The sequence below is a fragment of the Sorangium sp. So ce204 genome (assembly GCF_051526795.1).
In the GTDB taxonomy this organism is placed as follows: Bacteria; Myxococcota_A; Polyangia; order Polyangiales; family Polyangiaceae; genus Sorangium; species Sorangium cellulosum_B.
In genome coordinates, this window is the sequence record NZ_CP150317.1 from 12209990 (window position 1) to 12229876 (window position 19887).

The 19887-nt window shown below is 72.2% G+C and carries 18 protein-coding genes; 11 read left to right on the forward strand and 7 right to left on the reverse strand.

Annotated elements, in window-relative coordinates; genetic code table 11:
* Window positions 1-30: 30 nt before the first annotated feature.
* The 3 genes from WMF22_RS46220 to WMF22_RS46230 form a co-directional block, all read right to left on the reverse strand.
* Window positions 31-489, reverse strand: coding sequence for a hypothetical protein (locus WMF22_RS46220; protein WP_438033888.1), 459 nt, complete (start codon window positions 487-489; stop codon window positions 31-33).
* A 399-nt stretch (window positions 490-888) separates the two neighbouring features.
* Window positions 889-1935: an FG-GAP repeat domain-containing protein gene (locus WMF22_RS46225; RefSeq protein WP_437296203.1), complete on the reverse strand. Its 1047-nt coding sequence runs from the start codon at window positions 1933-1935 to the stop codon at window positions 889-891.
* A gap of 322 nt (window positions 1936-2257) precedes the next feature.
* Window positions 2258-3112, reverse strand: a complete 855-nt coding sequence (locus WMF22_RS46230; protein ID WP_438033889.1) for a CPBP family intramembrane glutamic endopeptidase — start codon at window positions 3110-3112, stop codon at window positions 2258-2260.
* Between the two features lie 238 nt (window positions 3113-3350).
* Here WMF22_RS46230 and WMF22_RS46235 point away from each other — a divergent pair, with 238 nt between their 5' ends.
* Complete coding sequence (locus tag WMF22_RS46235; protein WP_438033890.1) at window positions 3351-4883, forward strand: ATP-binding protein; 1533 nt, start codon at window positions 3351-3353, stop codon at window positions 4881-4883.
* Window positions 4884-4893: 10 nt separating this feature from the next.
* Here the strand turns inward: WMF22_RS46235 and WMF22_RS46240 are convergent, their stop codons facing one another.
* On the reverse strand, window positions 4894-5292 hold the full coding sequence (locus tag WMF22_RS46240; RefSeq protein WP_437296206.1) for a Uma2 family endonuclease: 399 nt from the start codon (window positions 5290-5292) through the stop codon (window positions 4894-4896).
* A gap of 41 nt (window positions 5293-5333) precedes the next feature.
* The gene (locus tag WMF22_RS46245; RefSeq protein WP_437296207.1) at window positions 5334-6089 is read right to left on the reverse strand and encodes a SirB1 family protein; all 756 of its coding nucleotides are present in this window, start codon (window positions 6087-6089) and stop codon (window positions 5334-5336) included.
* Window positions 6090-6439: 350 nt separating this feature from the next.
* On the opposite strand from WMF22_RS46245, the gene WMF22_RS46250 reads away from it, so the two are divergent.
* The gene (locus WMF22_RS46250; RefSeq protein ID WP_438033891.1) at window positions 6440-6835 is read left to right on the forward strand and encodes a hypothetical protein; all 396 of its coding nucleotides are present in this window, start codon (window positions 6440-6442) and stop codon (window positions 6833-6835) included.
* Entirely contained in the window at window positions 6829-7047 is a 219-nt protein-coding gene (locus tag WMF22_RS46255; protein WP_437296209.1) for a hypothetical protein, read from the forward strand. The genes WMF22_RS46250 and WMF22_RS46255 overlap by 7 nt, the downstream gene beginning before the upstream one ends.
* A 248-nt stretch (window positions 7048-7295) precedes the next feature.
* Here the strand turns inward: WMF22_RS46255 and WMF22_RS46260 are convergent, their stop codons facing one another.
* Together WMF22_RS46260 and WMF22_RS46265 are read right to left on the reverse strand one after the other, a co-directional pair.
* Complete coding sequence (locus tag WMF22_RS46260) at window positions 7296-8105, reverse strand: polysaccharide deacetylase family protein (protein ID WP_438033892.1); 810 nt, start codon at window positions 8103-8105, stop codon at window positions 7296-7298.
* A 3-nt stretch (window positions 8106-8108) separates the two neighbouring features.
* The gene (locus WMF22_RS46265) at window positions 8109-8669 is read right to left on the reverse strand and encodes a hypothetical protein (RefSeq protein WP_438033893.1); all 561 of its coding nucleotides are present in this window, start codon (window positions 8667-8669) and stop codon (window positions 8109-8111) included.
* Between the two features lie 378 nt (window positions 8670-9047).
* Between WMF22_RS46265 and WMF22_RS46270 the strand changes: the two genes are divergently transcribed.
* The 8 genes from WMF22_RS46270 (at window position 9048) to WMF22_RS46305 (ending at window position 19814) form a co-directional block, all read left to right on the forward strand.
* Window positions 9048-10523 (forward strand): MBOAT family O-acyltransferase, encoded by a 1476-nt coding sequence (locus tag WMF22_RS46270; protein ID WP_438033894.1) that lies wholly within the window; start codon window positions 9048-9050, stop codon window positions 10521-10523.
* Between the two features lie 165 nt (window positions 10524-10688).
* A complete protein-coding gene (locus tag WMF22_RS46275; protein ID WP_438033895.1) occupies window positions 10689-11039 on the forward strand; it encodes a hypothetical protein in 351 nt (116 codons plus the stop codon).
* Window positions 11040-11241: 202 nt separating this feature from the next.
* Complete coding sequence (locus tag WMF22_RS46280) at window positions 11242-11649, forward strand: hypothetical protein (RefSeq protein ID WP_437296217.1); 408 nt, start codon at window positions 11242-11244, stop codon at window positions 11647-11649.
* Between the two features lie 43 nt (window positions 11650-11692).
* Entirely contained in the window at window positions 11693-12379 is a 687-nt protein-coding gene (locus WMF22_RS46285; protein ID WP_438033896.1) for a hypothetical protein, read from the forward strand.
* 265 nt (window positions 12380-12644) lie between these two features.
* Window positions 12645-13745: a tryptophan 2,3-dioxygenase family protein gene (locus WMF22_RS46290; RefSeq protein WP_438033897.1), complete on the forward strand. Its 1101-nt coding sequence runs from the start codon at window positions 12645-12647 to the stop codon at window positions 13743-13745.
* Window positions 13742-15790 (forward strand): DCC1-like thiol-disulfide oxidoreductase family protein, encoded by a 2049-nt coding sequence (locus tag WMF22_RS46295; RefSeq protein WP_438033898.1) that lies wholly within the window; start codon window positions 13742-13744, stop codon window positions 15788-15790. Before WMF22_RS46290 ends, WMF22_RS46295 begins: the two co-directional genes overlap by 4 nt.
* A gap of 9 nt (window positions 15791-15799) precedes the next feature.
* On the forward strand, window positions 15800-18013 hold the full coding sequence (locus WMF22_RS46300) for a hypothetical protein (protein ID WP_438033899.1): 2214 nt from the start codon (window positions 15800-15802) through the stop codon (window positions 18011-18013).
* Window positions 18014-18854: 841 nt separating this feature from the next.
* Complete coding sequence (locus tag WMF22_RS46305) at window positions 18855-19814, forward strand: ATPase (protein ID WP_438033900.1); 960 nt, start codon at window positions 18855-18857, stop codon at window positions 19812-19814.
* Window positions 19815-19887 lie beyond the last annotated feature (73 nt).

Consider the following 19887-nt stretch of genomic DNA (forward strand, 5'->3'; position numbering starts at 1 on the left):
GCCGGCAACTCGCGTGCGCTCGTGCGCGGGTCAGCCGACCCGGTGCTCGACGCTCGGCGCCAGGGCCTGCTGGCGGAGCTCGACGTTGAAATGCTGGAGCACCCAGCGCTCCGCGTCGGTCATCGACGAGAAGACCCTGACGGGATGCGGCGGCGGCCTCAACCAGTTGAGCGCGGTCAGGATGCCGTTCACCAGGCTGGAGTCGCCCACGATGCCGGACGCGAGCAGGTGCGCGCGCGCCTGTCGCTCGTAGTCGGCGTACATCTGCGCGACGGCTCGCCGCTGCACGGCGTTCGGCATGCCGCTGCCGCGCGTGTCGTTGATCAGGCCGAACGGCCCCGACACGATGAGCTGGATCATGCCCCTCATCAGCACGTCCCAATCGTCCTGGGTGTAGTGCTCACCGGCCCGCATCACGACCAGCGGATAGCGCGAACGATCCAGCTCAATCCCGCGCGCCAAGGCCGCCTCCGTCCCGACGAACGCCACGCTGGCCCGAAACGCGGATGGGTTCGTACGAGAGGGCGGTCGCGGAGCATGCGGCGGTCATGTACGTCCCGGTCGGTTCAGCAGGGCAGCATGAAAAGGAAGAGCAAAGCGATTCGCGGCTGTCAATGACAAATCACGGCGCTGAGCCGAGGCGACAAGAATCGCCTGCGCGCCCTGCGCCCTCCTGGACAGCCACGCTGTATTCATCATTGCTGCGCGCTCCGGAGGGATCGTCGAGGGGGACGGTCGGCCGCGGACGTAAGTGCCCGAAGTTGTTGCACAACATCGGCTGTGTTCAGCGCTCCTCCGTCTCCTCGCTGCCTCCGCGTCGTCCGCGACGCCGGCCCCGCCGGCGCCACCGACGCGGAGGCAGCGCAGCGGACGTGGGACGGCGCCCTGTCACCCGCCGTCGTACGGCCCCAGAAACACCGGCCCTGGCGCGAGCAGCTGAGTGCCGTTCATCAACCAGACCGCCGCCTGGTTCGTTCCTGTGGCGTACCAGAGCACGTCCGCCATGCCGTCGAAATTGCTGTCAGCGGCGGGGCATGCCTTCCAGCCGCGGCCGAGCGGCCCCGGGATCACCGGTCCTGCCGAGATCACCACCGTGCTGCCCTCCATCAGCCAGACGGCCATGAGGTTCTGCTCCGTGTCGTTCCAGAGCACGTCCGCCATGCCGTCGGCGTTGTAGTCCCGCGCGGTGACGACGTGAAAGCCGCGGCCGAGCCCGGGGATGACCGGCCCCGGCGCGAGCAGCTGAACGCCGTCCATCAGCCAGACGGCTATCAGGCTCTGCTCCGTGTTCTCCCAGAGCACGTCTGCCATGCCGTCGCGGTTGAAGTCCCTCGCGCTGCGCGCCACCCAGCCCTGGCCGAGCGGCCCCGGGATGACCGGCCCCGGCGCGAGCACCCGCGGTCCATCCATCATCCATGTCGTCAACAGGTTCTGATCTTTGTTGTTCCAGACCACATCCCCCATGCCGTCGCGGTTCAGATCGGACACCCCGACCACCTTCCAGCCCTTGCCGATCGGCCCCGGGAGGATCGGCCCCGGCGAGAGCAGCTGGCTCCCTTCCATCAGCCATATGGCCACCAGGTTCTGGTCGATGTTGCGCCAGAGCAGATCCGCCATGCCGTCGGAGTTGAAGTCACCCGCGTTGGCCGCCTCCCAGCCCTGGCCGATCGGCCCCGGGATCACCGGCCCCGGCGCGATCAGCTGGGTCCCCTCCATCAGCCAGATCGCCGCCAGGCTCTTCTCGGGATGCTCCCAGAGCACATCCACCATCTCGTCGCGGCTGAAGTCATTCATACGAACGGCCTTCCACCCGTACCTGCTCGCCCGCTGCGTCGCGCGTCCCAGGGGCGACGCCGCCGGCTCGGCGGACCAGCGGTCGTTGTCCGGCTCGACGCCGGCGTGGTCCGGCTCGACGCCGGGCGTGCAGGCCGGCATGGGGTGAACGGCAGCGATCGCGCACAGCGCAGCCCCTGTAGCCGCAGACCTCCTCACACTCGCCTCGCTTGCGGCTCGGGCGCGGGCGCCGACGCCGGCACGGGAGATCCGATCCGGTCCGCGACCCTGAGCACGCCGAGCACGTGCGCGGGCCGATATAGCAAGCGCAAGGCCATCGAGGCCGTGTCGTGTGCCCGATCTCGGCGTGGTCACCACATGGTGCCTCACCAGGCCACTCCCCGCTTCTCGCAGCGAGGAGGGCTCTACCGGGGACGTACACCCGGGAGGAGCCTGCCCACGTGTTTGCCTGTCGCGGAGAGCGTCAGTTGAGGCCGGCGGCGACGCTGGCGAGGCCGACCGTGAGGTGGACGGCGGTGACGCCGACGAGGGTGCGGTGGCGCGCGTAAAAGAGGCCGAAGAGGACGCTCGCGGCGAAGGTGATGACCGCGAAGGCCAGCGAGACATACAGGTGGAACACGCCGAAGAGCACCGAGGTGACGACGATGGGCGCGAGGCGCCCGGCGTCGGGCAGGAGCCGCTCGAGCGAGGTCTGGATCACGCCGCGCGCGATGAACTCCTGGAGCAGGCAGTGCGGCCCATAACTCGCGAGGAAGATCGCGAACTCGAGGCGCGAATACCCCGCGACCGAGCCCCAGTCGAGCCACGGCTCGCCCCGCAGGGCCGGCCCCGCGCGGAGCGCGAGGCACGCGGCGAAGGCCACGGCGCCGATGAGGAGCGCTTCGCGGAGGCTATGCCGCGCGCCCGAGAGCGTCACGCCGAGCCGCGCGAGCGGCAGCGGCTGCCGCCGGACGAACCACCCGATCGGCACGAGGAGCAGCAGCAAGAGGCCCCACGAATAGCCCATCTGGAGCAGCGGCGGCAGATCGGCGCGGATGAGATCCCGGACGAGCTGCGCGACGCCGAAGAGGGCGATGACGACGAAGAAGAACGCCGCGAGCTCCCGGCGCAGCTCCAGGGCGTCCCGGCCGCCGCGGCGGAGGAGCTCGATCTCGAGGCGGAGCAGGTCGTGATCGGCGTCGCTCGCCGCAGCCAGCCCAGCGCGCTTCACGTCGTTTGCGTCGTTTGCGTCGTTTGCGTCGTTCACGCTGTTCACGTCGCTTGCGTCGTCCACGTCGTCCACGTCGTTTGCGTCGTCCACGTCGTTTGCGTCGTTCACGTCTGGCTCCCGCGGCGGGTACCAGCTCGGCGCGGCGGGTACCAGGCCGGCGCGGCGGGCGAAAGGCCCAGCCATCGGTTGGGCTCTGCGCGCTTTGCGAGCTTTGCGCGCTTCGCGAGCTTTGCCATGGGCGCACATGCCGCTATCAGAGAGGTCGTTCCTCCGAGCCCGGCGCGCTGCCACGGACGAGCGGGCGCCGAGCTGGGCGAGGACGGTACGACAAGGGGCAGACCACACCGTGCGGCTCGGGATCCGGCTTCAGCTCTTGTTCGCGCTCGGCACGCTGCTCCTCCTGGCGTTCGTGCCGCTCTTCTTCGCCGTGGCGAGCCTCACGCGGGCCACGATGAGCGGCGCGCGCGCGTCGAGCGCCCGCGCGATCGGCCGCGCCATCGCCGGGCACGTGGCCGCGGCGCGGACGACCCGCTCCGCCCCGGAGCTCTCGCTGCTGCTCGAGGCGCAGCTCGGCCCGGACGGGGCGTCGGCGATCGGCGTCTACGACGCGGCCGGGGCGCTCTCGGGCCGCGCCGGGGAGCCGGAGGTCGTGGCGGCGCTGCCCGCGTCGGTGGACGCCGGCACGGAGGTGCTGAAGACGGTGCGGACGGCGCGCGGCGATGCGCTCCTCGTGGTCGTCCCGGAGCCCGCGCGCGAGGCGGCGTCTCTCGCCGAGCCGGCGCCCGCGGCGTCGACGGGCTCCGTGGCCGTGCTGGTGCCGACCGACCCGTCGACGGTGGCCGCCGCGCCGCTCGTGCGGATCGTGGCGCTCTACACGGGCATCGTGGCGCTGGCGCTGCTCGTGTTCGCGTACATCTCCATGACGCACCTCGTGGTGCGGCCGATCGACGCGGTGTCGGAGGCCGCGCGCCGCGTGGCCGGCGGGGCGCGCGACCTGGACGTGCCGCGGGCCGGCGCGCGGGAGCTCGCGGAGCTCGGCGCGAGCCTCGCGCTGATGACGGGCCGCCTCCGCGCCGACGAGGAGTCGCTGCGGGCGAAGATCGCCGAGGTCGAGCGCTACGCGGCGGACCTGAAGAGCGCGCAGGAGCGGCTGGTCCGCTCGGAGCGGCTCGCGTCCGTGGGGCGCCTGGCGGCGGGGCTCGCGCACGAGATCGGCAACCCGCTCGCGGCGATCCTCGGCCTGCAGGATCTGCTGCTCGCCGGGGGCCTCACGCCGGCCGAGGAGCGCGACTTCGTCGAGCGGATGAAGCGGGAGACGGAGCGGATCCACAAGATCCTGCGCGACCTGCTCGACTTCGCCCGGCCCGCGGCGCGGGGCGCGGCCGAGGCCGGCGGCGATGGAGAGGCAGGGCACCTCCCCTCGGGGTCGGTCGCGGAGGCGATCGGCGACGTCGTCTCGCTCGTCACGCCGCAGAAGGCGTTCCGCGCGATCGCGCTCGAGCGGGACGTCGCGCCCGACGTGCCGGCCGTGCCGCTCGCGCACGGGCAGCTCGTGCAGGTGCTCCTGAACCTGCTCCTGAACGCGGCCGACGCGGTGCCGCGCGTCGGGGGGCGCGTGGCGGTGCGCGCGTCGCGGGGCGCGGGCGGGGGCGCGCGGATCGAGGTCGAGGACAACGGGCCAGGCATCGCCGAGGCGGTCCGCGAGACGCTGTTCGAGCCGTTCATCACGACCAAGGAGGTCGGCGAGGGGACGGGGCTCGGGCTCGCCGTGTGCCGGGGGCTCGTCGAGGCGGCCGGCGGGACGATCGGGGTCGAGCGAGGCGCGGACGGCGGGGCGCGGTTCGTGGTGCTGCTGCCGGGGGTGGGGGGACGAGGCTGACGGGAGGGCGCTACTCCTCGACAGGACCCGGGAGCCACCACGAGGCGACGGCGAGCTCGCCGTTGAAGGGCGGTAGCACGACGCGCTCGTCGTCCTGCGCGGTCGCCGTGAGCGCCGGCCTCCCGCCGACGGTCTCGAAGACCTCGACCAGCCGGCGCATCGGGTCCACGATCCAGCTCCAGCCCACGCCGGAGCGCGCGTAGAGCGGCAGCTTCACCGCCACGTCGTCGCGCGCCGTTCGCGGGGACAGGACCTCGCAGCACCAGTCGGGGAGGATCGCCAGCGGGTTCTCGTCCGGCAGCTCGGGGACCCGCTCGACCCGGAAGCCGCACAGGTCAGGCACGGCGAGCCGGCCGCCGGGGAAACGGATCTCCGTCTCGGGCTCGATCCACCAGCCGACGCCGCCCACGTTCCGATTGCCGGCGACGCGCGAGCGGCGATCGGGCCGCGTCAGTTCACCTCGCGCCCCGCGGACGGCCAGGGGCGCTCGCCGCCGAGCTGATCGAGCTCCTTCCGGAGCTCGTCGGTCGGCGCGAGCACCTGCATCCGCTCGAGCACGCTGCGCAGCCGCGACGCGTCCGAGCGGCTCGAGTAGATCGACCGCAGGTTGTTCAGCATGCGCACCAGGATCTGCCGCTTCTGCGCGGGCACGAGCAGCCGCGGCTCCGGATCGCGCGTGGCGCCCGTGGCGCGGGTGTGCAGCGCGCGCAGGTCGTCCCGGCCGAGCAGGCGGCCCTCGAACGGGTCGATGAGCAGCACGCCGCCGCGGACCGGCGTCCTCACGAGGAAATGGCCGGGGAACGAGACGCCCTGGGCCTCGAGGCCCGCGCGCCAGCACACCTCGAGGAGGACGACGGCCAGCGTGATGGGGATGCCCGTCCGGCGATCCAGGACCTCGTGCAGGTAGCTGTTCTTCGGGTCGTAGTAGTCCCCCGAGTTGCCGTGGAACCCGAGGTCGCCGTAGAACCAGCGGAGCAGCTGCTCGATGGGGCCGCTGCCCGGCGTCGCCTCCGCGGCGCGCAGGGGGCGATCGACCGCGCGCCGCGCCTCGCCGCCGAGCCGGTCGAGCACGCCGAGGTAGTGCGGGATGTCGAGGCCCGGGTACGCGGCGTCGTCGATGAGGAGCGCCGCCTCGGCGAGGTCGAGCTCATCCTCCGGTCTCCCGGCGATATGCGCAAACAGCGTCAGACTCACCGGCGCGGCCATCGGACCGAGCGTAGCGCCACCCGGCGGAGATGGTCTAGGGCCGCCCGCCGGAAGTCCCGGCCATGGCGGGCCGGACTTCCGCGCCGCTCCTCGGCGGCCTCACGCGGGCGGCCCTGACTTGGTTTCCTCGGGCTCCGCCCCGCACCCCCGGCGTCGGCTTCGCGTGGTTCCGTAATTCAGAAATTCCGCCAGGGACTGTTCCGCGGCGCCGACCCATCGCGATTCCTCGGATTCCCGCCCATCGTGTATTCTGAGATCGGAGAGCACCATGATTTCCGCGCGTTCAGCAGGAACCTGCGTAGGGATCGGCGTCGCGCTCACGTCATGCTTCCTGGGCTGCAACGCCCTCTTTGGCATCGACGAGCCGACGCTCAACACGACAGGCTCGGCCGCCGGACGACTCGGATGCCTTCGTCGCGATCCTCACCCCCGAGGGAGCGCTCGACCCCGCGTTCGCCCCGGCATTCGATGGACTGGAAGGGTTCCACAACGGGCGGGGTGTCCTCCCGATCGACCGCGGCACCAGCTACGTTCGGATCCTCGGAGCCTACATCGACGAGGACCACAAGAACATCATCGTGCGCACCAGGCACGGCGACAGAGAGACAGCAACCCCGATCACGCGGCTCCGGGTCGCGCAGGTGGCGCCCTCCGGCTCGACGCTGATCCCCTTCGGGAACGGAGGGAGCAGCGACGTCTGGAGCTCGTTCATCTTTCCGAGCAGCGCCAGCTGCATCGCGTGCTGACCTCCACGCGAGACGCCGACGGGCTCTATTTCGGCGACGTCAAGCCCGGGTCGGAGCCCACGTTCGAGAACATCAGCATTCCCTTCTATGTCTACGAGACGTTCGCCGCCACGGCGCGCGACGGGTTCGTTTATGTCGTCGGGAGCATCGGCAGCTCCCGCAGCGCCAACGTCATCCGCTTCATCGAGGGGGGCGATGGCGTGGTCCCATGATACCGGCTTCGGCGCGGACAGCGGCTACGCCTCCGTCGACCTGGACGCGCTCGGGCTGGGAACAACACAGGAGGCCTTCGCGATCGTCACCGATCCACGGCGGAATGCCTATGTCGGGCTCGTCTCGACCGCCCCCGAGTCGCCGGCGTTGGCCATCGTGAAATTCAAGGCCGACGGCAGCGGACTGGCCTCCTCCTTCGGCGCCTCGGGTGTACTGAAGAGCGAGGCGTCGAGCAACGCCGCGTGGGCTACGCCGCGCCGTCGTCCCGCGCGCCGTCGTCGAGCCACGCGTCGACGCGGACCCCGACCAGGTTGCGCCTCTCCATCGCCGAGAGGATGCGCGGGAGCGCCAGGGGCCCCGCGGGCGCGTGGTCGTCGCGCTCGGCCGCGTCGTGGAGCAGCACGATCGCCCCGTCGCGGAGCCCCGGGATGATCCGCGCCGCCACCCGCGCGGGGTCCGCCCCGGCGAGCCCGTCGAACCCCCGCGCCGACCAGCCGATGACGTCGAGGTCGAGCGCGTCCACCACGCGGGCGATGCGCGGGCTCGTGTGGCCGACCGGCGGCCTGAAGAGGGTGGGGCGGGCGCCGGTGATCCGCTCGATGACGTCGAGGTTCTGCCGGAGGTCGCGCTCGACCCGGCGCGCCGAGCGCAGCGAGAAGAGCCGGTCGTGCGCGTGGCTGTGCAGGGCGATGGCGTGGCCCCGCGCCGCGATCTCGCGGACGAGCTCCGGGTGGGCCTCGGCCTTGCGGCCGATGACGAAGAACGTCGCCTTCACGCCCGCCTCGTCGAGCAGCGCGAGGACCGCCGGCGTGTGCTCCGGGCTCGGCCCGTCGTCGAAGGTCAGCGCCACGCCCCGCGCGCCGGGCGGGCCGCGCTTCACCACGTCGACGAACATGCCGAGCCCGAGGAAGAAGACCCCGCACAGGACGAGCGCGAGGTAGCCGGCGACGGCCGCGCCCGCGACCGCCATGGGCACCGGCGCGACGAGCAGCGAGCGCGCGACCAGCGCGAGCGCGCCGAGCGACGCCGCGTAGAGGAGGGCCCGCGCGAACGGCACCGGCTACTTCTTCGCGCGCTTCTTCTCGGGCTCGACCTCGAGGTCGTCGTCGAGCTCGTCCGCCGCGGCGGAGGCGGCGATGCGCTTGTTGTTGCCCCCGGCCGCCGCCTTCACCGCCGGCTTCGCGCCCGGCTTCTCCTCGTCCGAGGGGTCGTTGTCGGCCTCGTAGAAGCCGCCGAGCAGCGCGGCGATCGCGGCGAGCGACGTGATCGCCAGGCCGCCGAACGTCCCGGTGCCCCCCGCGGCCTCGCCGAGCGACAGGTTCGCGCCCCCGAGCTCGCCGAGCGGCACCGGCACCGGCACCGTGAGCCACCTGCGCGCGGCGTACATCAGGCCAGCGCCGAGCAGCGCCCCGACGAAGGCCTTCATCCCCGCCTCGATCTTCGCGTCCTTCGCCCAGATGGGCTTGCCCGCGATCAGCCCCACGAGGACCCCGGCGAGCGCCGCGGCCAGGTAGGCGACGATCGCCATGGGCGCGGCGAAGCCGAGCTTCGCCAGCGCGAAGCCCAGCAGGCCCCCCACGATGAGCCCCTTCACAACCCCGAGGATCAGGCGACCCAGCATCGACTCCATCCTTGGCACGACGCGGGGCGCCGTTCAACAGGGCGCGGCGCCATGGCGCCGTTGGAACGCGGCCCCGCGCGGTCGCGTTCCCGGCGCCGTTCCGAGCCGTTCCGCGCTGTTCCGCGCTGTTCCGCGCTGTTCCGCGCTGTTCCGCGCTGTTCTGCGCTGTTCCGTACCGTTTCGAGCCGTTCCGCAGGGCGCCGCGCTGTGAGCGCGACCGCGCGGCGCCATCGGGCCGCGCCAGGAGCGCGACCGCGCCGCGCTCCCTGTGGTAGACGGCCCCCTACCGTCCGGGTAGCCCGCTCCTCCTCGACAACGCGCTCGGCCCCGCCGCGCGCCGCGCCCCTCGCCGCACCCTGACCCGGGCTCCGACCGGCCGTGCTCTTCAATACCCTCCGTTACGCCGAGTTCTTCGCCGCCGTCTTCGTCGGATCGTGGGCGCTCGTGCGGTACGCCGGCGCCTGGCCGCGCCTCGTGTTCCTGCTGCTCGTGAGCTACGGGTTCTACGCGGCATGGGACTGGCGCTACCTGCCGCTCATCTTCGCCTCGTCCACGGTCGACTTCTTCCTCGCCCGCGCGATCGCCCGCGAGGAGCGGCCCCGGGCGCGGCGCGCGATGCTCATCGCCACCGTGGCGCTGAACCTCGGGTTCCTGGGGTTCTTCAAGTACTGGAACTTCGCGCTCGAGAACGCCGCGGCGCTCCGTGCCCTGCTCACGGGCGAGCCGGCGAGCGTGGGCCACGCGTTCCGGGTGCTCCTGCCGCCGGTCGGCATCTCGTTCTTCACGTTCGAGTCGATGAGCTACGTCGTCGACGTGTACCGGGGCGAGCTCCCGCCGCACAAGAGCTACCTCCGCTACCTGCTCTTCGTCTCCTTCTTCCCGCACCTCGTCGCCGGGCCGATCGTCCGCCCGCGGGACCTGCTCCCGCAGTTCGAGCGCGCCCCGAGCCTCACCCTCGAGGAGGGCGGGGAGGGCCTGTTCCTCGTCGCGATCGGCCTCGTGAAGAAGGTCGTCCTCTCCGACCAGCTCGCGCTCAACCTCGTCGACCGCGTGTTCGAGCGCCCGGAGAACTACTCGGCCCTGGAGGTCCTCGCGGGCGTCTACGGCTACGCCGCGCAGATCTACTGCGATTTCTCGGGCTACACCGACATCGCGATCGGCTCGGCGCTGCTGCTCGGCGTGCGGTTCCCGAAGAACTTCGACGCGCCGTACAAGGCGCACAACCTCGCCGATTTCTGGCGCCGCTGGCACATCTCGCTCTCCACCTGGCTCCGCGACTACCTGTACATCCCGCTCGGCGGCAACCGCGGCTCCGAGCTGGCGACGTACCGCAACCTGATGATCACGATGCTGCTCGGCGGCCTCTGGCACGGCGCATCGTGGAACTTCGTCTTCTGGGGCTTCCTCCACGGCCTCGGCCTCGCCGTGACGCGCGCCTTCCAGCGCGCGGTCCAGCGCCGTCGACCGGCCGGCGAGGGCGAGCGCGGGGGCGCGACAGCGGGCTCGCCCCTCTCCCGCGTCCCCCTCCGCGCGCTGTGTGTGCTGCTGACGTTCCACTACGTCTGCTTCGCGTGGATCTTCTTCCGCGTGCCGACGTTCTCGCAGGCCGTGCTCATCCTGCGGCAGATCGGCACGCTGACGACCTTCCACCCGAACCTCCCGCCCGTGCTCGTCGCGCTCCTCGGGGTCGCGCTCCTGTCCCATTACGTGCCGGAGCGCCTCTACGAGCGCGCCCGCGGCGCCTTCATCGCGGCGCCTGCGCCGGTGCAGGGCGCGCTGCTGTTCCTGGTGGCGATCGGGCTCCACGAGGCGGCGAGCGCGGCCGCGGTGCCGTTCGTCTACTTTCAATTCTGATCGCAGCCCGGATCGGGCGCCGAGGCCGAGCGGGCGGGCCAGGCTGCGCGAGAGGCGGAGGGCGCCGGGAGCGAGGGCGAGCGCGGTGGGCTCGCCGGCTCGCCGCCGGCTCGCCGCGGTTCATTTCTCGGGATTTCGAGCCGAACGGTGCATTACGCTCCCGCCGTGCGCCCGCCCCGTCTCGCCGCCCTCACCGCCCTCGCCCCCCTCGCCGTGCTCCTCGCCGGCGCGCTCTCGCTGGCGTGCAGCGTGTCCAACGTGCCGTCGAACGCGATGCCGATGGTCCGTGCGCGCGCCACCTCCGACCTCGACTGCGCCGACAAGGACGTCCGCATCGAGGAGCAGCTCGGCGGTCATTTCAAGGCCGTCGGCTGCGGTCGCAAGGCGTACTACCGGGCCGCCTGCGAGGCGCTCCGCTGCGTGGTGAGCGGCGAGGGCGAGGCGATGGTCCCGTGGAGAGACCGCCCGGATCCGGCCGAGGTCGATCGGCAGCGGAACCGGCTGCCGTTCGAGTAGGCCGGGGCGCATCGGATGAGCGCGCCGCGCGCCCGGCGCTCGCCACCGGAGCGCCCGGAGAGCCCGCCGGTGGCAAACGCCGGCGGACAGCGGCTTTTCTGGCCTTTTTCGGGCACGCGCGGCCGGGCCTGAGGTAGCCTGCGCCGTCCCGGGGATCTGCCGCGGGTTCGGCCATGGCCCACATCACCACCGAGAGCTGTACGTGACCGACACGGAGCAGGCCGACACCGACGCCCGGCCCGAGCCGGATCCCGGCTCGCCGCCGGACGCGCAGGCCGACGCCGAGCCGCGGCGCCCGCCGAAGAAGCGCGGGAAGCGGCGCGGCGAGAAGGCGGCGCCGCCCCCCGGCGACGACGCGCCGGCGCGCCCTCGCGATCCCGAGATCGAGCGCCTCGAGCAGGCGTTCGAGCGCGGTGACTACGCGCTGGTCCGCGCCGAGGCGGGGCGGCTCGCGAAGGAGGCCGAGCGCGACGAGATCCGCCGCGCGGCGCGGGCGCTGCTGCGCCGGATCGACCCCGACCCGCTGGCCGTCGTCCTGCTCGTCGCGGCCATGGCGCTGCTCGCGTTCCTCGCGCTCTGGTACTGGTCCCACGGCCACGCGGCCCCGTGACGACCCCGCCCGTGACGCCCGTGACGACCGAGGAGGCAGCGCGGTGAACGCCGAGCCCGGACGTCCCTCAGGCCGCCCCCCCGCGCGCTGGCTCGCCGCGCTCGCGCTCGCGCTGATCGCCTGCGGCGGCGCCCCCGGCCCGGATCGGCCCGCGGCGTGGAACGCGGCGCCCGACGGGCAGCGGGGCGCCGCCTCGGGCACGCGGGCCGAGCGCTATTTCCCGCTCGTCGACGGGCACATCTACCACTACGCGACCCTGAGCGAGGGCGGCGAGCAGGGCCTCCTCGTCGCGCGCGTGCACCGCGCGGACGCGCGCCGCGGCGAGCTCCGGTTCCCCTCGGGCGTGAAGCGCTTCGAGTTCACCAGCGAGGGCGTGATCCGCGGCGACACGGGCGTCTTCGTGCTCAAGGAGCCGATCGCGCCCGGGACCACGTGGACCGGCGAGCACGGCGGCCGCGCGCGGATCGCCGCGGTCGACGTGACGATCGAGGTGCCCGCGGGGCGGTTCACCGGGTGCGTGCAGACCGTGGAGGAGCGCCTCGGCGACAGGCCCGCGCGCTACGTGTCGACGTTCTGCCCGGACGTCGGCGTCGTGGTGATCGAGGCCGCGGGCGGCGCGAGCCACGAGCGGGCCGAGCTCAAGAGCTACGCGCCGCCCGTCGATGTGGGCCCCGACGGCGTGCGGCGCGCCCCGGCCGATCCGCCTCCCGGCGCCGCGAGCGCGCCCTGAGCGCGCAGCGCGCGCTCCGCGGTGGAGGCCGCCCGCGTGCGCCCCGCCACGCCGAGCGCGCTCCGCCACGCCGCGCGCGCTCGCCCGGCGGCGCATCCCGTTGCTTTTTGCGCAGGCGCGCAATCCGTGCGACCCGTGCCAGGCCCTTCCGTTTCCTGGGGGGCGGGAAGTAGACTCCCGGCGCCGCTCGTGGCGCGGGCGCACCCCTTGCTGCGAACACGCCCGCGCGAACGCCGCTGGCGGCGCCTCTCGAATCACCAAGGACATGAATTACTGGGATTACATCCACGTCGAGGAGCTGCTCGCCCTCCAGGGTGGATTCGACGACGACGAGCAGAAGGTCGGCAACGACGAGGCCCTGTTCATCGTCGTCCACCAGATCTACGAGCTCTGGTTCAAGCTCATCCTCCGGGAGCTCACCTCGGCGCGCGAGCTCTTCCGCCAGAACCCGGTGCCCGATCAGAAGCTCGCCTTCGCGGCGCGCTCGTTCCGGCGGATCGTCACCATCTTCGAGCAGGCGATCGAGCACTTCCGGGTCATGGAGACGCTCACGACCCGCGACTACCTCGATTTCCGCGATCGCCTCATCCCCGCGAGCGGCTTCCAGTCGGCGCAGCTGCGCGAGATCGAGCTCCTGCTGGGCCTCGACGACGCGCTCCGGATCCCGCTCGGCCGGGAGGGCAGCTACAAGGAGGCGCTCAAGACCGCGGACGGCGCGCCCTCGGCGGCGACGCGCCGCGTGGAGGCGAGGCTCGCGAGCGGGCCGAGCCTCAAGCACTTCCTGGACGAGTGGCTCTCGCGGACGCCGATCGACGGATCGAGCGAGCCGGAAGGCGTCATGAGCTTCCTGCGCAGCTACACGCGCTCGATGCGCAAGGAGAACGAGCGCCGCGTCCAGATGGCGATCGACAAGGCGCTCACCCCGCCGGACGTCGAGCGGCTCCGCGCGCGCTACGAGGCGGAGAGCGCGGCCGCCGAGGCGTTCCTGCTCGCCGAGGACGATCCGGCGGCCGACGCGGCCACGCGCGAGAAGCGCCGGGCGGTCCGCGCGGCGATCGTCTTCATCGAGAGCTACCGCGAGCTGCCCCGGCTCGCGTGGCCGCGCGAGGTGCTCGACCGCATCCTGGAGATGGAGCAGGCCATGCTCATCTGGCGGCAGCGCCACGCGCGGATGGTCGAGCGGGTGATCGGCCGGCGCACCGGCACGGGCGGCTCCGCGGGCGTCGATTACCTCGACCAGACCGCGCTGCGCTACCGCGTCTTCGGCGATCTCTGGACGGTGCGCTCCCTGCTCTTGCGTAAGCCGAGCGTCCCTGAGCTCGAGCACGCATCGGATTACGGATTCCGTGTCGAGGACTCTCCGTGAAATCACTTCGCGATCACTTCTTGCGTCTTGATGCCCGTTCGCTCGGGTTGTTTCGCATCACCTTCGGGCTGGTCCTTCTCGCCGACCTCTTCGGGCGGTGGCGATGGGTGCGGGACTTCTACTCGAACGAGGGCGTCCTCCCGAACCACAACCACCTCTTCAACCTCCGGGGCAAGCAGCAGGTCTTCAGCCTGTTCCACGCCATCTCGACGGAGGGAGAGGCCCACTTCGCCTTCTCGCTGGCGCTCGTCGTCTACGCCCTGTTCCTCATCGGCCACCGGACGCGCGTCTTCCACGTGCTCTCGGTGCTCGTGCTGGTGAGCCTGACGTCGAGGAACGTCCTGCTGGAGAACGCCGGCAACTACGCGGCGATCGCGATCCTCGCGCTCACGGCGTTCCTGCCGTGCGGGAGCCGCCTGTCGCTCGACAGCCTCCGCGCCTCGCTCTCCCTGCGGGACGAGAAGCGCGACACGGAGCTGAACGACAGGTCGAGGGCCTCGGAGGCCGAGATCGCGGCCGCGCGCCTGCCGGGGTGGTCGCCGGCGTCGCTCGCCGCGCTGGCCGTGCTGCTCCAGCTCGCCCTCATCTACCTCTGTACGGCGCTCCAGCAGCGCGGCGAGGCGTGGCGCGACGGGACGGCGTTCTACTATGCGCTGCACGCCGAGCGCCTGGCGAGCGACGCGGGCACCTGGCTCCGCGACGTCCTGCCGCTCGGCACGCTGCGGGGGCTCACGTTCGGCACGTGGGCCATGCAGCTCGCGATCCCGGCGCTGCTCTTCGTCCCGGCGCTGTTCCGCTGGACGCGCGGGGTCGCGGCCGCGCTGATGGTCCTGCACGGGCTGATCCTCGGGGTCTTCTTCGATCTCGGGCTGTTCGGCTGGGCGCTCGCCGCCGCCGCGCCGCTCGTGCTGCCCGGTGAGCTCTGGGACGTGTACGAGCGCTCCTGGAGCGAGGGGCGCGCGCGCACGCTCGTGTACGACGCCGACTGCGGGGTTTGCCTCCTCCTGGCGCGCCTGGTCAAGCGGCTCGATCTGCGCGAGCACCTGACGTTCCAGGGCAATGTGACGCTCGACGAGCTCTACGTCCGCAACCAGACGGGGGCCGAGGAGCGCGTGCCGATGCCGAAGGAGGTCACGCCGGAGCTCGTGGAGCGGACGGCGCTCGCGATCGACCGGAAGGGGCGCGTGTACACGCGGGGCGCCGCGGTGACCGAGGGCCTCCTGGCGTTGCCGCTCGGCTGGCTCGCCTGGCCGCTCAAGCTGCCGGGCGTCTCGCACCTCCTGAACGCGCTCTACGACGTCGTCGCGGCCCGCAGGCACCGCATCAGCGAGCTCCTGGGGCGGCAGGCGTGCGGGGTCCCGCTGCCCGACGAGGGCGAGGCGGACGGCGGCGACGCGGGCCCGGCTCCGGAAGTCCCTGCGCCGGCGGTGCGGACGGCGCGGCTCGCGCTGGGGTCGGTGCGGGAGGCGGCGGTGCTCGTGGTGCTCGCCGCGGTGCTGGCGCAGACGGCGAAGGAGAACCCGCTGCCCGGCGCGGCGGCCGTCCCGCAGGGGGCGGTGCTCGCGGGCGTGGCGTCGTGGCCGCGCATGCTGGCGAGGTGGAACGTGATGGCGCCCGAGCCGCCGCGGGACAACGCGCTGATGGTGATCGACGGCCAGACGCGCGCGTCGGAGCCGATCGATCCGCTGACCGGGGAGGAGCCGCGGCTCCAGCCTGCGGGGCATTCCGGGGCGCGGCTCGGCCAGCTCTGGTCCGATTACCTCGATCGCATCCGGCGGCCGGAGTGGTCCGATTACCAGCGGGCCTTCCGCGACTACCTCGCGAAGGGCGGGCCCCAGGCGTCCGGGAAAGGGCGCGAGGCGTCGCTGTCGGGCTTCGATGCGTACTGGGTCTCGGCGCCGATCCCCGCGCCGGGCGAGCCCGCGCCGAGCAGCTTCGAGCGGGACAAGCTGTTCTCGCACTCGCGGGGCGGCCTGGGAAAGCTGGGCGAGCGGGGCCTACCCATCGCGCCGAGCGTCCTCCGGCACCACGGCAAGCCGAAGTGAGGCGCTCGGATGGGTCGGCCTGACGAGGACCCGGGCGCCGCGGAATCCGACGCGGCGCTCGGAAGTGGCGCTGGCGCGCCGCCCGGTGAAGGCGCGCCGCCCGGTGAAGGCGCGCCGCCCGGTGAAGGCGCGCCGACAGGGGATGTCCCGTCCGGCGACGGCGAAGCGCCGGAGAGCGCGCCGCGCGGCGAGGGCGCGCCGCCGGCGCCCGGGGGCGGGGCGCCGAGGCGTCCGGCCGAGGGGCGCCTCCGGCGGGTGGGGCGATGGATCAAGGAGCGTTACTGCACCATCGACGTCCGCACGCTCGGCCTGTTCAGGCTGGTGCTCGGCTTCCTCCTGTCGGCCGACTGCGTGCGCCACTGGGCCGAGGCGAGCTGGATCTACAGCAACGACGGGGTGCTCACCAACCACTATCACCTCTTCCACCCGAGCAGCGGATACAACTTCAGCCTGTATCACGCGTTCTCGTCGACGGCAGAGGTCCACGTCGCGTTCGCGCTCTCGCTCTTCTGCTTCCTCTGCTTCTTCGTCGGATGGAACACGCGGCTGTTCTCGATCCTGTCGTTCGTGCTCGTGGCGAGCAGGGACAACCGGATCGTGATGATCGAGAACGGCGGCTATGTCGTCGTGAACATCATCACCTGCTGGGCCATGTTCATGCCGACCGGCAGGCGCTTCTCCGTCGACGCGCTGATCCGCTCGTTCCGCGAGCGGCGGGAGCGGACGGCCGCCGATCTCGCGGATCGGAGGCGACCCGAGTGGGCCGAGCGGCCGTACGTCTCGGGGGTCGTGCTCCTCGCGATCCTGAACCTGGCGACCATCTATTATTTCAACGTCGTCAACAAGTCGGGCCAGATCTGGCGTCGCGGCGAGACGGTGCATTACGTCTTGCACCTCGATCGCATGGTGACCGGGATCGCCGTCCTCGCGCGGGAGCTCATCCCTTTCTGGGCGACGAAGGGGCTCACCTGGGGCGTGCTGGTGCTCGAGGCGCTGCTCATCACGTGGATCCTCTCGCCCTATGGCCGCCGCTTCACGCGGGCGCTCGCGATGGGGGGGATGTGGGCCCTGCACGGGACGTTCGGGGTGATGATGCGCCTCGGCCCGTTCTCGTGGTTCATGATCGCCTGGTCGTTCCTGCTGCCCACGGCGCAGCACTGGGACGCGCTCGCGCGGTGGTATCGCCGCCGCGCGGAGCCCCGGGTCGTCGTTTATGACGGCGATTCGCCGCTCGCGTTCGCGCTCATGCGGTTGCTTGTCCGGCTCGACGCGCTGGAGCTGCTCCGGTTCGAGGAGGCGCGCGCTGTCCCGGCGGGCGGCGCGGAGGTGGACGGGGGAGGGGAGCTCCGGCCGGAGCTCTTCGAGGTGCGCGACGCGAGCGACCCGGCGGATGGGCGGGTGTTCCGCGGTGCGGCGGCGCTGCGCGAGATCGTGCGGGCGCTCCCTGGAGGTCGCTTTGCGTGGCCGTTCGTCTGGGCGCTGGCCCTCGGCGCGCCGGGCGCGCTGCTCGGGGTCGTCTCGCGGCGGCGCGACGGGATCGCGCGGTATTTCGGGCTGGATCGGGCGCCGCGCGGGCGGGGTGCTGGCGGGGGGGAGAGCCCGTCGCCGCTCGCGGAGCGCTTCGCCCGCGGGAGGACGATCGCGCGGGAGGCGCTCGTCGCGTACCTCGGGCTCTGCGCGGTGAGCCAGGCCATCAACGAGAACAAGAGCGTTCCGGCGTTCCTCAAGCACACTCAGCCGAAGTTCGTGCAGGCGACGATCGTGTATCCGCGCATCCTCCAGGGCTGGGGGATGTTCGCGCCGAACCCGATCACGGAGGACGGGTCGATCAGCGTCGACGCGATCACGGTCGACGGCCGGCATGTGGATCCGTTCACGGGGCTCCCGCCGGATCTGAACCTCTCCGACGCGCGGGGGCTGGGGCTCGGGCAGATCCGGCAGGACTATTTCAACCGGATCCGGCTCGATCGGAACAAGGCGTTTCGCAAGCCGGGTCTCCAGGACTACCTGCTCAGGTATCATGAGCGGACCGGGCGGCCGGAGGACGAGATCGTGGCGTACGACGTGTACTGGGTGCGAGATCAGTGCCCGAAGCCGGGGGAGCGCGCGCCGTACAAGAACGAGGCGATCCCGATCCTGTCGTACCGGAAGCCGGGGTATCGCCCGCGGCCGGGGCTGCCGGCGCTGCCGCCGCCGCTCAAGGAAGCGAGCGCGGAAAAATAGGGGGGAAGCCCCCCTCGGCGTCAACCAAGCTCGTTCCCTCGCGCTCAGCGCACCAAGCCCCCAGCAGTCACCAACGTCGTCGTGGACGTCCACGTCCACTTTCACGTTCACGGCCACGTTGGTGACCGTTGGGGGGTGGAGGGGGGCGGGCTTGGTGCGCTGAGCGCGACGGAACGAGCTGCGCGGTCCCGGCGGCCCTGCTGCGCGGCTTCGACGCCCTCCTGCGCGGCACCGGCAATCCTGCTGCGCAGCCCCGGCGGCCCTGCTGCGCAGGCTCGGCGACCTTGCTGCGCGGCCTCGGCGCCCTGCTGCGCAGCCCCGGCGGCCCTGCTGCGCAGGCTCGGCGACCTTGCTGCGCGGCCTCGGCGCCCTGCTGCGCAGCCCCGGCGGCCCTGCTGCGCAGGCCCGGCGACCTTGCTGCGCGGCCTCGGCGCCCTGCTGCGCAGCCCGGGCGACCCTCCCGCGCACCCATTGCTGTGTCCTATCGTACGATCGCGTGGCTCCTGCGCGGCCTTCGCGACCCTCCTGCGCACCCACTGATGTGTCCTATCGTACGATCGCGCGGTTCCTGTGCAGCCTCAGCGCCCCTCTGCACGCCCGGTTGCTGCCCTGGGTTGCCATGGCTCGACGCCTGCGCATGGCCGTTGCCGCTGCTGCACCGCTGCTGCGCAGCCTCGGTGTCCGCTTGCGCGGCGCCGCTGTCTCCTTGCGATCGTGTGACGAGATCGTCGGTATCGTGCTCTCCTGTGACCCGAATCCTCGGCGCCGCCGATTTCCTCATTGAGCGACCGCGCCTCTGCTCGGAGGGGCGCTGACCTCGACAAGGAGAGATGTCAACGCCATGGCACCGAAGGCACCCACCGCCGCTTCATCCAGGACCAAGAACGCCCAGAGCTTGCGCGCTTCGAGCGACGCCGGAGGCGCGCGCCGATCATCGGGCGGTGCGCCCGAGTTCACGCTGAGCGCCGAGCGAGAGGCCGAGCTGCTCCGAGAGGCCGAGTCGCTCGGCGATGACGCCTCCTTCTTTCCAGGCAAGCTCGCTCGGCGCGTCATCTGGTCGAGCCGCATTCAGCTCGCCGCCGAGCGCGACGCGGCGGATCTCGTGCGCACGCCGTTCGCCGAGGGGGAGCCCCCGCTCACGCGCGAGGAGATCGGAGGGCTTCGTGAGAAGATCGAGCTCCTGCGCGTCGTGCAATCGCGCTGGCAAGCGGCGCAGCAGCGCCAGGAGCGGGCCGCCGCGGCCTTCGTGGGGCCGGCCGCCGAGGCCGTCCAGATCAAGCAATCGCTGCTCCGCTTCTTCAATCTCCGCTTCAAGAAGAGCCCCGAAGGGCAAAAGCGGCTCATGGCGATCCGGGCGGGCAGCGGCGACGCGGATCTGGTCCAGGACGCCTCCGATCTCCTCTTGCTCTGCGCCGAGCACGCGGAGGCCGTTCAGAAGGCGCCTCGCGGCGAGGGCGCCGCGGCGGAGCGCCTCCGCGAGCTCTCGCCGCTGCTCGCGCGCATACTCGCCGACAAGAAGCTCTCACTCGAGGCGGTGCGCTCGCGCAAGCTCCGCGACGCCGCGTACACCCTCGTCGTGAACGCCGAGCGGAGGCTGCGCGCCGCCGCGGAGTACTGGTACGCGGGCACCGACAAGATGAAGGACTATGCGCCGTTCCCCGCCTCCCGCGGCGCCTACGGCGGAGGAGAAGAGGAGGGGGAGGAGGGCGGCGAGTCCGAGGAGTCCGAGCCGGGAGACGGCGAGTCGGAGGAGAGCGAGCCGGGAGACGGCGAGGCGAGCGATGACAGGGAATCGCCCTGAGCGCGGGGTTCGCGGATCCCTGACGGGACGACCCCGAGCCCGCCCGACCGGCGAGCGCCGGTCCCGGAGAGCT